Genomic DNA, 12,982 nt, shown 5'->3' with positions numbered 1-12,982 from the left:
AGAGCTGCGGTGGCAATTCGGCCTCTCGCCACCTCCGCCGCATTCGGCTACATCTCCGGCCGGAGTGACAGACATGGCTGAGACCGACACCAGAAAAACCATCGTGCTGACCGGAGCCAGCCGCGGCATCGGCCATGCCACGGTCAAGCGCTTTTCGCGTGAGGGCTGGCGGGTCATCACCTGTTCGCGCCAGGCTTTTGCCGAGGATTGCCCGTGGCCGGCCGGCCCAGAGGACCACATCAAGGTCGATCTCGCCGACCAGGAGGATGTCGGCATCGCCGTCTCGGAGATCCGTCACCGGCTGGAAGCGCATGGCGGGCAATTGCACGCGCTGGTCAACAATGCCGGCATTTCGCCGAAGCTCAAGGACGGCAACAGCCGCATGGATTCGATCGACACGCCGATGCATGTCTGGCGCGATGTGTTCCAGGTGAATTTCTTCGCGCCGATCATGCTCGCGCGGGGCCTCTTCAAGGAGCTTGCTGCAGCGAAAGGTTCGATCGTCAACGTCACCTCGATCGCCGGCACGCGCGTGCATCCTTTCGCCGGCACCGCCTATGCGACCTCGAAGGCGGCGCTCGGCTCGCTGACGCGCGAGATGGCGCATGATTTCGGCCCGCACGGCATCCGCGTCAATGCGATTGCGCCGGGCGAGATCGACACCGCGATCCTGTCGCCTGGCACCGACAAGATCGTCGAGACGATCCCACTCAGGCGCCTTGGCGCCACCTCGGAAGTCGCCGACATCATCTTCTTCCTGTGCTCGCAGCAGGCGTCCTATGTGACGGGCTCGGAAATCCACATCAATGGCGGCCAGCACGTCTGAGCACTGACAGACTGCTCATTCGGCGATGGTGAGAACAGCCTTGCCGCTGAAGCTGCGCTGTCGCAGGGCGTCCAGAGCCTGGGCGATGTCTGTCCACGGCACGGTCATGGACACACGGGTTTCCAGCCGGCCAGCCGCGACCAGAGCGAGCAGCGAGGCGATGTCCGCGCCAATGGCTGGACCGGATGTGTAGTAGGCGAAAGTCTGAAGCCTCGCTCCCTCATGGCCCGGAACGAACTGTCTGAAGCCAACCGGCGTGAGTTCGCCGCTGCTCGAACCGAACATGACGATGGTGCCGCCGGGGGCGACGCGGTCGATGGCATGGGCGAGGCTTTGGCCGCCGACCGACTCGGAGATCAGAGAGAATGGCCCTTCGGCCAGTTCGATCGACTCGACGACCTCGTGAGCACCAAGACCGCGGAGATCCTCGGCGTGCCGGGCGGCGGCGATTGCAATCACCGCGGCGCCTTGCTCGCGGGCGATCTGGATCTGGAAACGGCCGACCGCGCCGCTGGCGCCGGTGATCAACACCTGCTGTCCCGCGAGGTCGCCGCCATGGCGCAAGACCCTGAGAGCCGTCGTGCCCGCGACCGGAAGCGTGGCGGCGGACCCGAAGCTGACCTCGTCCGGGATGACGGCGAGGCGGTCGGTCGGAACGGCGACCTGTTCGGCCCAGCCGGCCTCGTCGACCAAAGCCACAACCCGGGCGCCGACGGCAGGCCCGGAGCCATCGGCTGCCGCCCGCTTGATTACTCCAACCACGTCCTGGCCAGGTATCCAGCCTTCCGGGCGTATGGTGAGCAGGCGCAATTCACCGCGGTTCAAGGAGGTTGCGTGGACGCAGACAAGCGCTTCGTTGGGGAGGGGCCGAGGGTCCTCGACCTCGGCGAGACTGATCCGGGTGATGCTCTCGGGAGAGATGACAAGCGCGCGCATGGGAAGCCTTCCTGCCGGTTTGTGACATGCCAGCCACGAACCAGAGTCTAACGACTTCCCGCATCCAAGAATTTAGCTATCACGGCGAATAGTCGCTGAAAGCCATCAATCATGAGGCAGCCGCTCCGCTACCCCTGGGTCAATTTCGATGTCGATGATGTGCAGGCACCTGCGATTGCCGTGCGCGTCGATGTCACCGAAACCAAAGCGGAAGTCGCCGCCCATTGGCACCGCAAGGGCCAGCTCGTCTTCGCGCTCGGCGGTGGCGTCACTTGCCGCGTCCAAAGCGGTCTGTGGATGGTGCCGCCGCATTGCGGGGTGTGGATTCCCGGTGGCATGGGACACAGCAATATCGCCACCGCCAATGCGCGGATTTTCTTCGTCTATATCGAGCCGGGAGCCGCCGATCTGCCGGACCGCTGCTGCACGCTGTCGATCTCGCCATTGTTGCGCGAACTGATCATCGAGCTGGCCGATCGCGTGGAGGAGGATGAGGCGAGGGACGTGCTCCTGACCACGATCCTGCTCTCCGAACTGCCGCGCATGCCGGTCCAGCAGCTGCATCTGCCGATCTCCGCCGAGCCGCGCTTGCGGCGGATCGCCGATGCGTTGGCGCAAGACCCTGCCGACCGCAGCACGCTTGCAGAGTGGGCCAGTCGCGTCGCGCTCTCAGAAAGCAGTCTCGCCCGTCTTGTGGTGAAGCAGACCGGACTGAGCTTCGGCCGCTGGCGCCAGCAATTGCACCTGATCGTCGCCATAAGGGAGCTGGCCTCGGGTGCCAGCGTGCAGCAGGTTTCAGGCGATCTTGGCTATGGCTCCGTCACCGCCTTCATCACCATGTTCAAGAAGGCGCTTGGCAAGCCGCCGGCAAAGTATCTCGCCAGCGTCGCGCACAATGGCGGCTCCGCCTTCGTTGGATGATCGATGCGCCTGTGGCAAGCCTCAGGCCGGGGAGGGCTCAATGGCTTCGGGGCGCGGCATCGGCTTTTGCTCCAGCACTTCTTGCACGATGCCGGCGGGCGATTTCGCGTTCGCCCATGATGACCGTGTCGGCGCCGAGCCCCTTGAGATGCTCTACCTCGGCATCGGAATGGGCGCGTGCGATGACGTTGATGCCGGGGTTGGCGGCGCGTGCCCTGAGCACGACCTGCCCCGCCTCGAAGGCGTTGGGGATGGCAAGGATCAAGCGTTTGGCCCCCTGCGGATTGGCGGCGGCAAACACGCCCGCACTGGCCGCATTGCCGGAGACGATTTCGACGCCGTCGTCTCTGAGCCTCGCCAGCGTCTTGTCGGCGTCCTCGATGACCAGGAACGGTAGCGATGCCTGTTTCAGCGCCGCGCCGACCAGGCTGCCGACGCGGCCGTAGCCGATCAGGATGGTGTGGCCCGAAAGCGTTGTGCGTGGCGGTGGGCCATTCTCTTTTGCCGCGGCGGCCACCGAGGCCACTTGTCCGGGCTGCGTCGCCGGGCCGACCGGCTTGGCCTCTTCCGGTGGTGCTGGCTTGGCGGCGCGCGCGTCCAGCCATGGCTTCATCCAGTCGAGGGCGAGGAACATCAGCGGATTGACCAGGATCGACAGGATGGCGCCTGCCAGGATCAGTTCGCGTCCCTGTTCGGGCAACAGCTTCAGCCCGACGCCGAGCTCGGCCAGGATGAAGGAGAATTCGCCGATCTGCGCGAGGCTGGCCGAGATCATCAAGGCGGTTCCCAGCGGATAGCGGAAGGCGATGACGATAACGAAGGCGGCCAGCGACTTGCCGATGACGATGATGGCCAGCGTCGCCAGGATCGGCCAGCCATTGCTCATCAGGCTGAACGGATCGAACAGCATGCCGACCGAGACGAAGAACAGCACCGAGAAGGCGTCGCGCAGCGGCAGTGATTCCTCCGCCGCGCGGTGGCTGAGCTCGGATTCGCTCATGATCATGCCGGCGAAGAAGGCACCGAGCGCCAGCGAGACGCCGAACAGTTTGGCGGCGCCGAATGCGACGCCGAGCGCGATCGCCAGCACCGCCAGCCGGAACAGTTCGCGCGAGCCGGTATGGGCGACGTAATGCAGGATCCACGGAATGACCCGGCGGCCGACCACCAGCATGACGATGACGAAGGCGGCGACCTTGGCGAGCGTGAGGCCGACGACGCCCCAGATGCCGTAGCTGGCCGGCAGCGACAAAAGGCTCGCATGGTCATCGACCTGCGGCTGGCCGCCGAGCACGCCGGCCAACGCCGGCAAAAGCACCAGCGCCAGCACCATGGCGAGGTCCTCGACGATCAGCCAGCCGACGGCGATGCGGCCGCGCTCGGTCTCGATCAGCCGTCGCTCCTGCAACGCGCGCAACAGCACCACTGTGGACGCGACGGAAAGCGCCAGGCCGAAGACCAGGCCGGCGCCCATCGACCAGCCGAGCATCCAGGCAAGGCCGGCGCCCAGCGCGGTGGCAAAGCCGATCTGGACGATGGCGCCGGGTACGGCGATGGCGCGGACGGAGAGAAGGTCCTTCAGCGAGAAATGCAGGCCGACGCCGAACATGAGCAGGATGACGCCGATTTCGGCCAACTCATTGGCAAGGCCGGCATCGGCGACGAAACCCGGCGTGTTCGGTCCGACCAGCACGCCGGCGACGAGATAGCCGACCAGCGGCGGGATGCGAAAACGGTTGGCGAGCGCCCCGAAGATGAATGCCAGCCCCAGACCGGCGACGATGGTGGCGATAAGGGGCGTGTCATGCGGCATTGTCTATGGAGCGCCTTTCGGGAAATGTCGGGTGTGCGCCGCCCGCAGCCGCCGCCTTTGCAATATGGTGGAGGGGGTGCGGGCGACGCAACCCGCGAGACGTAAATTGGTGGCCAGAGGCGCCGAAAAACGAAAGGCGCGCGCAGCGAAAACGCTGCGCGCGCGAATGATCTATGAGATAGCGTCAGGCTGCCTGCTGCAGCATGGCCTCGATGTCGATCAGCGGGCGGTTGGTCAGTGTCTTTGGGATCTCCGCCTGCACCTTGTCGGTGACTTCCTTGTGCAATTTCTTGCGCATGGTGCCGAGCACCAGCGGTGGCGCGACCAGCACGATGTCGTCGAAGATGCCGTGATGGGCGAGCTTGTAGAGCCGGTCCGCGATCTCTTCGGCAAAGCGTTCCTTGCCCTGCCGGTGCCAGTCGGTTTCCTCAACCGCGCTGCGATGCACGGAGGGGCCGTCATTGTAGCGGCCGGGACTGTCGCTGCCTTGTTCGCGCGTTGCCGGATTGTCCTGGTTCATCTCTTGGAAGAGCTGCAGGTGCGGATAGAGATTGTCGCCCTCGTTCTTCAGGAACAGCGCTTTCTCGCCATCGGCCACCATGACCAGAAGGCCATGTTTCAGGTTGATCTTGCTCATTTGCGGGCTCCTGTTTGAAGGTTCAAATCCAGCCGACGATTGTCTGTTGCGGCAGGGGCAGAACGCGTGGCGAAGCGGGAACGTTCCACTTCGTTCGCCGAGATCGCACGCAGCCATATCAAGCCCGATCTATCATCTATCGGAGCAATGTCGAGGTGACGCTTTAATCTACTAGATTGGTAGAATTTAGAAAAAATAATTTTGCAGCTTGGCGGGCTCCCGGATAAAAGAGCCGCAGAACAAAGCCTGCGGCAGCAGCTTGAATCCGCCTGATATGCGGATGTGGAATATTTTTCTCTTGGCCCCTTGGCTTGCGGAAAACCGATTGCCTCCCGTCAGGGGATGCGCGAGTGGGTTCCTTCAGCTTTTTCGCGTCCGCGCCTAAAACTGCCGAATTGTTCCGGAATCTGTTCGTCATGCCGCACGCCAATCCCAAGCTCACCGCGTTCCCGGTCTTCATGCGGGTCGAAGGCGAAGCCGTGGCCATCGTCGGCGGCGGAGGCGAAGCATTGGCCAAGGCGCGGCTGCTCGATCAGTCAAGTGCTGTGCTTCGCATCATCGCCGATGTTGCCGACGCCGAATTGCTGAGCTTCATCGCCGCGACCGGCGCCATCCGTGTCGACGCCCCCTACGACGCCGCGCATCTCGAAGGCGCGGTCTTGGTGTTTGCCGCCAGCGGCGACGAGAGGCTCGACCGCCGCGTCGCCGACGATGCGCGCCGCCTTGGCATTCCGGTCAATGCCGTCGACCGGCCGGAGCTGTGCGATTTCTTCACCCCGGCGCTGGTCAACCGCGCCCCGGTCGCCATCGCCATCGGCACGGAAGGCGCGGGTCCGGTGCTGGCGCAGATGCTGCGCAGCCGCATCGACCGCATGCTGTCGCCGTCGCTCGGGCCGCTGGCAGCGCTTGCCGCCTCGTTCCGGGGTGCCGCCGAAAAGCTGCTGCCGAAAGGCAACGCCCGCCGCCAGTTCTGGAGCAGTTTTTTCCAGGGTGCACCGGCGCGCGCCGTCGAAGCCGGCGAGCTTTCGCAGGCGCATGACGCCGCCGCCGATCTGTTGCTGTCGAAGGCTCCGGCTTCGGGCCATATCGCCCTGGTCGGCGCCGGGCCAGGTGCTGAGGATCTTCTGACGCTGCGCGCGCATCGGCTTTTGATGGAAGCCGACGTCATCGTCTATGACGCGTTGGTGCCGGAGGCGATCGTCGCCATGGGCCGCCGCGACGCCGAGCGGCTGCCGGTCGGAAAACGCAAGGGATGCCACACCAAGAGCCAGGCCGAGATCAATGCGCTGCTGGTCGAGCTTGGCAGGCAGGGCAAGCGCGTCGTGCGGCTGAAGTCGGGCGACCCGCTGGTGTTCGGCCGCGCCGGCGAGGAGATGGCCGCACTGCGCGATGTCGGCATCGCCTATGATGTCGTCCCCGGCGTCACCGCCGCCTTTGCCGCCGCCGCCGACTTCGAGCTGCCGCTGACGCTGCGCGGCGTCTCCTCGTCGATGGTGTTCACCACCGGCCATGATCTGAAGGGCAATTCGCTGCCGGATTGGGCCAAGCTCGCCATTTCCGGCGCCACCGTCGCCGTCTATATGGGCCGCTCGGTCGCCGCCGAAGTCGCCGGGCGGCTGATCGAGGCCGGCCTGTCGCCGGACACGGCGGTTGCCGTGGTCGAGAATGCCAGCTTGCAGAACCGCCGCCGTTTCCACGGCACGCTGGCCGATTTGCCGTCGCTGGAAGCGCGCGCCGATCTGGCCGGTCCGGTGATGACCATCATCGGCGACGCGGTTGCCGGCGCCAACTTTGAACGTTCCGAGCCGCTCGCGGCACATAACTATGAGGGCGCCGCCAACGCGGCCGGCGCAGAGGTCGAGCCATGAAGATACTGACCGCAAACCGCCTCTCCGACGGCATCGCCGTCTGGTACGCCGACGGCGGCTGGGCCGAGACGGTCGACCATGCCGACCTTGCCCATGACCAAGCGGCAGAGGACAGGCTGGAAGCAATCGGCGCCAAGGCCAACGCCAACAATCAGGTTGTCGACGTCAATCTGATCGACGCTGAAGTCGTCAATGGCATCGTCGTGCCGGTGCGGCTGCGCGAAAAGATCCGCGCCGCCGGCCCGACCATCCGGGAAGATCTGGGCAAGCAGGCTGCGCGGGCAGCGTAACAAAATACGGGCGGACGCGCCCTGAAAGACGAAACATGTACCGCTACGATGAGTTCGACCACGATTTTGTCCAAGCCCGCGTCGCCGAGTTCAGCGACCAGGTCGAACGCCGGCTGTCCGGCGAGATCACCGAGGATCAGTTCCGGCCGCTGCGGCTGATGAACGGCGTCTACCTGCAGCTGCACGCCTACATGCTGCGCATCGCGGTGCCCTATGGCACGCTGAACAGCGCCCAGTTGCGCATGCTCGGCCACATCGCGCGCAAATACGACAAGGGCTACGGCCATTTCACCACGCGCCAGAACATCCAGTTCAACTGGCCGGCGCTGTCCGACATTCCGGCGATCCTGGCCGATCTCGCCAGCGTCGAGATGCATGCCATCCAGACCAGCGGCAATTGCATCCGCAACGTCACCGCCGATCATTTTGCCGGCGCCGCCGCCGACGAGGTCGCTGATCCGCGCCCCTATGCCGAGATCCTGCGGCAATGGTCGTCTGTGCATCCGGAATTCTCGTTCCTGCCGCGCAAGTTCAAGATCGCGGTGACCGGGGCCGAGCGCGACCGCGCCGCCATCCAGACGCATGATATCGGTCTGCATCTGAAGAAGAACGCCGCCGGCGAGCTCGGCTTTGCCGTCTATGTCGGTGGCGGCCAGGGCCGCACGCCGATGGTGGCGCGCAAGATCCGCGACTTCCTGCCGGAAGCCGACCTGCTGTCCTACTGCACGGCGATCCTGCGCGTGTACAACCTCTATGGCCGCCGCGACAACAAGTACAAGGCGCGCATCAAGATCCTCGTCCACGAGACAGGCGTCGAGGAAATCACCCGCCAGGTCGAGGCCGAATGGCAGGAGCTGAAGGACGCCGAGCTGAAGCTGCCGGAAGCCGACATCCGTGCCATCGACGCCTATTTCGCGCCGCCGGCACTGACCGCCCGGCCGGAAGGCGACGCGGCGATCAAGCTGGCGCGGCTCGATTCCAAAAGCTTCTCGGATTGGCTCGACCAGAATGTCGTGACGCATCGCCATCCCGACTATGCCGCGGTGACGATCTCGCTGAAAGGCATCGGCGAGGTGCCGGGCGATGCCACCGACAGCCAGATGGAAGCGGTCGCCGACATCGCCGAGAAATACGCGTTCGACGAACTGCGCGTCAGCCATGAGCAGAACCTGATCCTGCCGCATGTGGCGCGCGCCGATCTCAAGGCTGTCTATGATGCGCTGGTCGATATTGGTCTGGCGACGGCCAATTCCAACCTGATCAGCGATATTATCGCGTGCCCTGGCCTCGACTATTGCGCGCTGGCGACGGCGCGCTCGATCCCGATCGCGCAGGAGATTTCGCTTCGCTTCGCCTCGCTGGAGCGGCAGCGCGAGATCGGCGAATTGAAGCTGAAGATTTCCGGCTGCATCAATGCCTGCGGCCACCACCATGTCGGCCATATCGGTATCCTCGGCGTCGAGAAGAAGGGCTCCGAGCTCTACCAGGTGACGCTTGGCGGATCGGCCGACGAGAACACCTCGGTTGGCGAAATCATCGGCCGCGGCTTCTCTTCGGAAGAGATCACCGACGCCATCGAGCAGATCGTCGACACCTATCTCGGCCTTCGGCTCGGTCCCAGTGAACGTTTTATCGACGCCTACCGCCGTGTCGGTCCCGCGCCGTTCAAGGAGGCGCTCTATGCTGGCGAAACCAAGGCCGCTTGACCGCATCCTCGACGTCGACGACAGCATCGCCGCCAAAGCGGCGGGCTTCGACGCGCTGTATGGACATCTGAGCCCGCTCGACATCATCGAACGCGCGGCGAGCGAATTGTTTCATGACGAGATCGCCGCCGTGTCGTCCTTCGGCGCGGATTCCGCCGTCCTGCTGCATATGATCGCCAAGGTCGACCGCACGCTGCCGGTCATCTTCCTGGACACCGGCAAGCATTTCGAAGAGACGCTGGGCTATCGCGATGCGCTGGTCGCCGATTTCGGGCTGACCAACATCAGGGTGATCAAGCCCGAAGACGCGGCGCTCGAGCGGGTCGATCCGACCGGCAATCTGCACCAGAGCAATACCGATGCCTGCTGCGACGTGCGCAAGGTCGAGCCGCTGGCGCGCGGCGTCGCCCCCTTCCGGGCCTGGCTGACCGGCCGCAAGCGCTTCCAGGCGGCGACGCGAGCCGCGCTGCCGGTGTTCGAGGCGGTCGGCCCGCGCGTACGCATCAATCCGCTGGCGCACTGGACGACATCCGATCAGGCCGACTACATGCGCGCGCATGCGCTGCGCGAAAATCCGCTGGTTGCGTACGGCTATCTGTCGATCGGCTGCTTCCCATGCACGCAGCCGGTGCAGCCGGGCGAAGATGCGCGCAGCGGACGCTGGGCCGGTCATGCCAAGACCGAGTGCGGCATCCATCTGTCGGGACTGGAAGTGTCGCTGACCGACGCATCCCTTTAAGCTATGGTGATATTCAGGTGAGGTTGGCCTGCAACGGCGGCTTCCGCCCGGAGGCCGCCGGTTTCGTGTGGACCGGCTTTCGCGGACTTCGATTTTGGGGCTTTTAGGAATTTTCGATGACTGAACCGACGACAGCGGAGACCCGCCTCTGGACCCGGACGGGTTTTCGCGAGGACGAGTGGACACATGCCGAAAGTGCGGATGCACTGGCGGGCAATGGCCGCTTCATCCTGCCGTTGCAGGCATTTCTCGGCCTCGATGCCGAAGTGCGGCGCTCGGCCAAGGAGCGGCTTGGCGTCGCGCTGCAGCCCGGCGACCAGCTGGAAAAGATTGTGGATCTGCTCGACCAGCTGTCGCTGGTGGCGCTGGCCTTCCCGGCCTTCAGCGACGGCCGCTCGTTTTCCAAGGGCGAATTGCTGCGCAGCCGCTACCATTTCGAGGGCGCGGTCCGCGCCACTGGCCAGGTGCTCGTCGACCAGCTGCCGCATATGCTGCGCCTCGGCTTCGACGAGTTCGAAATCTCCAACCCGGTTCTGCTGAAGCGCCTCGAAGAAGGCCGCACAGGCGGGCTGGGCCTTTACTATCAGCCGACCGAAGCGTCGGAGCCGAAGGGGCCGAAATACTCCTGGCGGCGCGTTCGCAACAGCTGACGCAGCGGTAATTTCGCCTGTCTTTACAAAGACTGTGATCTCTTGGCTGTCCGGACGGAAGTATCCGCCAGGGAGGAAGCCGCGCTGATCGGCGGCAACACCAATGCAGCGACCATCATGATCGCCGAAAAGGCGGCTGACGTGATCAGGGCTGCAAGGTCCTGATGCGGAGCGCAAGGCAACCTGAGCAGATCTTCTGGGAGATGCAGCCGCCCCTTTGGTGCGGCGGTTTATTTCTTGTTTTATGCGATCCCGAGGGAAAGCGCTGCGCGGTTTTCCCGGGAAAACCGCTTCACTTTGCTGGAATGCTTTTAGGCCAAGGCCCGCGCTTCGCGAAACGAGATCAGCTTGCGGCGATTCTCGTCCCATAGCGCCAGCTTGACGCAGCGCAGGCTGTCGAGAAGCGTGACGCGGCCGATGCCGCGCAATTCCGGATAGTCGCGCAGCACTTCCTGCAACCGGTACCCCGGCACCTTGGCCGAGAGATGGTGCACGTGATGGACGCCGATATTGCCGGTGAACCAGTTCAGCACCGGCGGCAAATCGTAATAGGACGAGCCGTGCAGGGCGGCACGCTGGAATTCCCACTCTTCGTCCTTCGCCCATTCCGTCTCCTCGAACTGGTGCTGGACGTAGAACAGCCAGATGCCGGCCGATCCGGCCAGGATCACGATCGGCAAATGGACGATCAGGAAAGCGCCGGGGCCGACCAGCCAGATAAGCAGCGCTGCCGCAACCGCGATGCCGAGATTGGTGGTCATCGACGACACCCAGGGCGTCAGGCCGCCGCGCATCATGCCGACGGGCAGCCTCTGCTCGAAGATGAACAGCCAGATCGGCCCGAGGCCGAACATCACCAGGGGATGGCGGTAGAGACGATAGGCAAGGCGTCCCCGCCAAGACAGCTGCCGGTATTCAGCAACCGTCAACGTCCTGATATCGCCCATGCCGCGCTCGTCAAGATTGCCGGCGCTGGCGTGATGGGTGGCGTGCGCGCGCCGCCAGCAATCGTAAGGGGTCAGCGTCAGCACGCCGAGCGCGCGGCCGATCCAGTCGTCGGCAGTGCGGTTGGCGAAGAAGGAGCCGTGGCCGCAATCGTGCTGGATCATGAAGATCCGCACCAGAAAACCGGCGGCGGGAAGGATCAGGATCAAGCCCCACCAGTGGCCATAGGAATAGGCTGCCGAAGACAGCGCCCACAGCGTAACGAAAGGAATAAGGGTGATGGCGAGTTCAAGAGTGCTGCGTCGCCGGTCGGGCTTCTTGTAGCGCGCCAGGATCTTCAACCAGGCGCGCTTGCTGTTGGCGGCCGTCTCGGGGGAAATCATGTTCATCAGGAAGCATAGGCGGGGCGTCCCGCTGCTGCAAGGAAAAGCTCACGCGAAATTACTGCGCGTAATTGTCGCGCGATTGCATCGCTATTGACGGCGTTGGCCGCCGGCCATGCTGGCTTCTATGCCGTCCAGCCGATCGAGCAGGTCCCGGAAACGGGCGGGAATGTCGGCCTCGGTGCGGAAGGCCGGCAAGGTGCGCAAGAAGCGCGTCGTCGCCTCGGTGCCGAACTGGCGCCTGATGTCGGCGGCGAGCTCTTCGCTTCTGTTGCCAGTATTGCGGTCCATGATCTCAAATCCTGTGTCGGTTTCAAAACTCCTCCAAGCTTTGAATGGTTCCCCATAGCGGGGGATTGGCAAGCAAAGGCTGCCGTTACGGTAAAGTTTGAATTAATTCTGAACGTCTTTGCGTCCCGCACCAAGTCCGACGGGCAGCCCGCAACATTGTCTGCTGTTGGGCGTCCTTCTTGGCTTGCCCCTTGATTTTTGGCCGCCAAACCTCGATATCGGGCGCAAATCCAAACCATTCGAATGACGGGAAATGGCGATGAGCGACCAGACAAAAGACGAACGCGCGCCCGAGGATATCGAAACGGCCGAGGCCGAGCGCACGCAAGGCGGCATCGACGGCGACTATGAAGCGCTGGTGCGGCTGCTGAAGGAAAACGAGGAGCTGAAGGACCGCGCGCTGCGCGTCGCAGCCGAGATGGAGAATCTGCGCCGCCGCACCGCCCGCGACGTGCATGATGCGCGCGCCTATGCGGTGGCCAATTTCGCCCGCGACATGCTGTCGGTGTCGGACAATCTGCGCCGCGCGCTCGATGCTATCCCCGCCGAGGCGAAAGCGGCCGGAGATGCCGGCTTCAAGGCGCTGATCGACGGCGTCGAGATCACCGAGCGCGCCATGCTGTCGACGCTGGAACGGCATGGGGTGAAGAAGCTCGAACCGGAAGGTGAGAAGTTCGACCCGAATTTCCACCAGGCGATGTTCGAAGTGCCCAATCCCGATGTGCCGGCCAACACGGTCGTCCAGGTCGTGCAGCCGGGCTATTCGATCGGCGAGCGCGTGCTGCGGCCGGCCATGGTCGGGGTCGCCAAGGGCGGCCCCAAGATCGCGGCCACCGAAGCGCCGGTCGAGCCGGGGCCGGTGAACGAGCAGGCCGAGAAGGATGCGTGAGTAGGGAATAGGCAGTAGGGAATAGGGAATAGGGAATAGGGAATAGGGAATAGGCAGGCGTATCAATCGCGCGGCTTCGTGTTCATAC

The 12,982-nt window shown here is 64.2% G+C and carries 13 protein-coding genes and 1 pseudogene; 9 read left to right on the top strand and 5 right to left on the bottom strand.

The genetic code is table 11. The features are described from left to right. The first annotated feature begins 73 nt into the window (after nucleotides 1-73). Nucleotides 74-826 (top strand): SDR family NAD(P)-dependent oxidoreductase, encoded by a 753-nt coding sequence (locus NKH38_RS03365; protein ID WP_023669777.1) that lies wholly within the window; start codon nucleotides 74-76, stop codon nucleotides 824-826. Between the two features lie 15 nt (nucleotides 827-841). On the opposite strand, the gene NKH38_RS03360 is transcribed toward NKH38_RS03365, so the two are convergent. After that, nucleotides 842-1,762 (bottom strand): zinc-binding dehydrogenase, encoded by a 921-nt coding sequence (locus tag NKH38_RS03360; protein WP_352759080.1) that lies wholly within the window; start codon nucleotides 1,760-1,762, stop codon nucleotides 842-844. Between the two features lie 111 nt (nucleotides 1,763-1,873). Here NKH38_RS03360 and NKH38_RS03355 point away from each other — a divergent pair, with 111 nt between their 5' ends. After that, nucleotides 1,874-2,683, top strand: a complete 810-nt coding sequence (locus NKH38_RS03355; RefSeq protein ID WP_023728543.1) for an AraC family transcriptional regulator — start codon at nucleotides 1,874-1,876, stop codon at nucleotides 2,681-2,683. Nucleotides 2,684-2,704: 21 nt separating this feature from the next. Here NKH38_RS03355 and NKH38_RS03350 read toward each other — a convergent pair. After that, nucleotides 2,705-4,496, bottom strand: a pseudogene (locus tag NKH38_RS03350) (cation:proton antiporter domain-containing protein). Between the two features lie 184 nt (nucleotides 4,497-4,680). Then, the gene (locus NKH38_RS03345; protein WP_023686586.1) at nucleotides 4,681-5,133 is read right to left on the bottom strand and encodes a baeRF12 domain-containing protein; all 453 of its coding nucleotides are present in this window, start codon (nucleotides 5,131-5,133) and stop codon (nucleotides 4,681-4,683) included. A 416-nt stretch (nucleotides 5,134-5,549) separates the two neighbouring features. Here NKH38_RS03345 and cysG point away from each other — a divergent pair, with 416 nt between their 5' ends. The 6 genes from cysG (at nucleotide 5,550) to NKH38_RS03315 (ending at nucleotide 10,551) form a co-directional block, all read left to right on the top strand. Beyond that, nucleotides 5,550-7,001: a siroheme synthase CysG gene (gene cysG, locus NKH38_RS03340; protein WP_352759077.1), complete on the top strand. Its 1,452-nt coding sequence runs from the start codon at nucleotides 5,550-5,552 to the stop codon at nucleotides 6,999-7,001. Beyond that, entirely contained in the window at nucleotides 6,998-7,291 is a 294-nt protein-coding gene (locus NKH38_RS03335) for a DUF2849 domain-containing protein (RefSeq protein WP_023691980.1), read from the top strand. The genes cysG and NKH38_RS03335 overlap by 4 nt, the downstream gene beginning before the upstream one ends. 35 nt (nucleotides 7,292-7,326) lie before the next feature. Continuing rightward, nucleotides 7,327-8,997, top strand: coding sequence for a nitrite/sulfite reductase (locus tag NKH38_RS03330; protein ID WP_023683051.1), 1,671 nt, complete (start codon nucleotides 7,327-7,329; stop codon nucleotides 8,995-8,997). Next, the gene (locus NKH38_RS03325; RefSeq protein WP_023691979.1) at nucleotides 8,972-9,736 is read left to right on the top strand and encodes a phosphoadenylyl-sulfate reductase; all 765 of its coding nucleotides are present in this window, start codon (nucleotides 8,972-8,974) and stop codon (nucleotides 9,734-9,736) included. Before NKH38_RS03330 ends, NKH38_RS03325 begins: the two co-directional genes overlap by 26 nt. A 116-nt stretch (nucleotides 9,737-9,852) precedes the next feature. Next, on the top strand, nucleotides 9,853-10,386 hold the full coding sequence (locus NKH38_RS03320; RefSeq protein ID WP_023686582.1) for a DUF934 domain-containing protein: 534 nt from the start codon (nucleotides 9,853-9,855) through the stop codon (nucleotides 10,384-10,386). Nucleotides 10,387-10,428: 42 nt separating this feature from the next. Beyond that, on the top strand, nucleotides 10,429-10,551 hold the full coding sequence (locus NKH38_RS03315; RefSeq protein WP_023728539.1) for a hypothetical protein: 123 nt from the start codon (nucleotides 10,429-10,431) through the stop codon (nucleotides 10,549-10,551). Between the two features lie 146 nt (nucleotides 10,552-10,697). Here NKH38_RS03315 and NKH38_RS03310 read toward each other — a convergent pair whose 3' ends face one another. Together NKH38_RS03310 and NKH38_RS03305 are read right to left on the bottom strand one after the other, a co-directional pair. Further along, nucleotides 10,698-11,720 (bottom strand): fatty acid desaturase, encoded by a 1,023-nt coding sequence (locus NKH38_RS03310; protein WP_023691976.1) that lies wholly within the window; start codon nucleotides 11,718-11,720, stop codon nucleotides 10,698-10,700. Between the two features lie 84 nt (nucleotides 11,721-11,804). Beyond that, the gene (locus tag NKH38_RS03305; RefSeq protein WP_023669766.1) at nucleotides 11,805-12,005 is read right to left on the bottom strand and encodes a hypothetical protein; all 201 of its coding nucleotides are present in this window, start codon (nucleotides 12,003-12,005) and stop codon (nucleotides 11,805-11,807) included. Between the two features lie 259 nt (nucleotides 12,006-12,264). On the opposite strand from NKH38_RS03305, the gene grpE reads away from it, so the two are divergent. Next, complete coding sequence (gene grpE, locus NKH38_RS03300; protein WP_023691975.1) at nucleotides 12,265-12,894, top strand: nucleotide exchange factor GrpE; 630 nt, start codon at nucleotides 12,265-12,267, stop codon at nucleotides 12,892-12,894. Nucleotides 12,895-12,982: the final 88 nt, after the last annotated feature.

Origin of the sequence: Mesorhizobium sp. M1078 (genome assembly GCF_040318615.1) — a bacterium.
Taxonomy (GTDB): Bacteria; Pseudomonadota; Alphaproteobacteria; order Rhizobiales; family Rhizobiaceae; genus Mesorhizobium.
The sequence above is the reverse complement of the archived record's forward strand: the minus strand, read 5'-3'. Positions and strand labels throughout refer to the sequence as shown.

What these genes read in the sequence shown, in the direction of transcription:
- NKH38_RS03365 (WP_023669777.1), top strand. Translation starts at nt 74, where the DNA reads ATGGCTGAGACCGACACCAGAAAAACCATCGTGCTGACCGGAGCCAGC.
- NKH38_RS03360 (WP_352759080.1), bottom strand. Translation starts at nt 1,762, where the DNA reads ATGCGCGCGCTTGTCATCTCTCCCGAGAGCATCACCCGGATCAGTCTC.
- NKH38_RS03355 (WP_023728543.1), top strand. Translation starts at nt 1,874, where the DNA reads ATGAGGCAGCCGCTCCGCTACCCCTGGGTCAATTTCGATGTCGATGAT.
- NKH38_RS03345 (WP_023686586.1), bottom strand. Translation starts at nt 5,133, where the DNA reads ATGAGCAAGATCAACCTGAAACATGGCCTTCTGGTCATGGTGGCCGAT.
- cysG (WP_352759077.1), top strand. Translation starts at nt 5,550, where the DNA reads ATGCCGCACGCCAATCCCAAGCTCACCGCGTTCCCGGTCTTCATGCGG.
- NKH38_RS03335 (WP_023691980.1), top strand. Translation starts at nt 6,998, where the DNA reads ATGAAGATACTGACCGCAAACCGCCTCTCCGACGGCATCGCCGTCTGG.
- NKH38_RS03330 (WP_023683051.1), top strand. Translation starts at nt 7,327, where the DNA reads ATGTACCGCTACGATGAGTTCGACCACGATTTTGTCCAAGCCCGCGTC.
- NKH38_RS03325 (WP_023691979.1), top strand. Translation starts at nt 8,972, where the DNA reads ATGCTGGCGAAACCAAGGCCGCTTGACCGCATCCTCGACGTCGACGAC.
- NKH38_RS03320 (WP_023686582.1), top strand. Translation starts at nt 9,853, where the DNA reads ATGACTGAACCGACGACAGCGGAGACCCGCCTCTGGACCCGGACGGGT.
- NKH38_RS03310 (WP_023691976.1), bottom strand. Translation starts at nt 11,720, where the DNA reads ATGAACATGATTTCCCCCGAGACGGCCGCCAACAGCAAGCGCGCCTGG.
- NKH38_RS03305 (WP_023669766.1), bottom strand. Translation starts at nt 12,005, where the DNA reads ATGGACCGCAATACTGGCAACAGAAGCGAAGAGCTCGCCGCCGACATC.
- grpE (WP_023691975.1), top strand. Translation starts at nt 12,265, where the DNA reads ATGAGCGACCAGACAAAAGACGAACGCGCGCCCGAGGATATCGAAACG.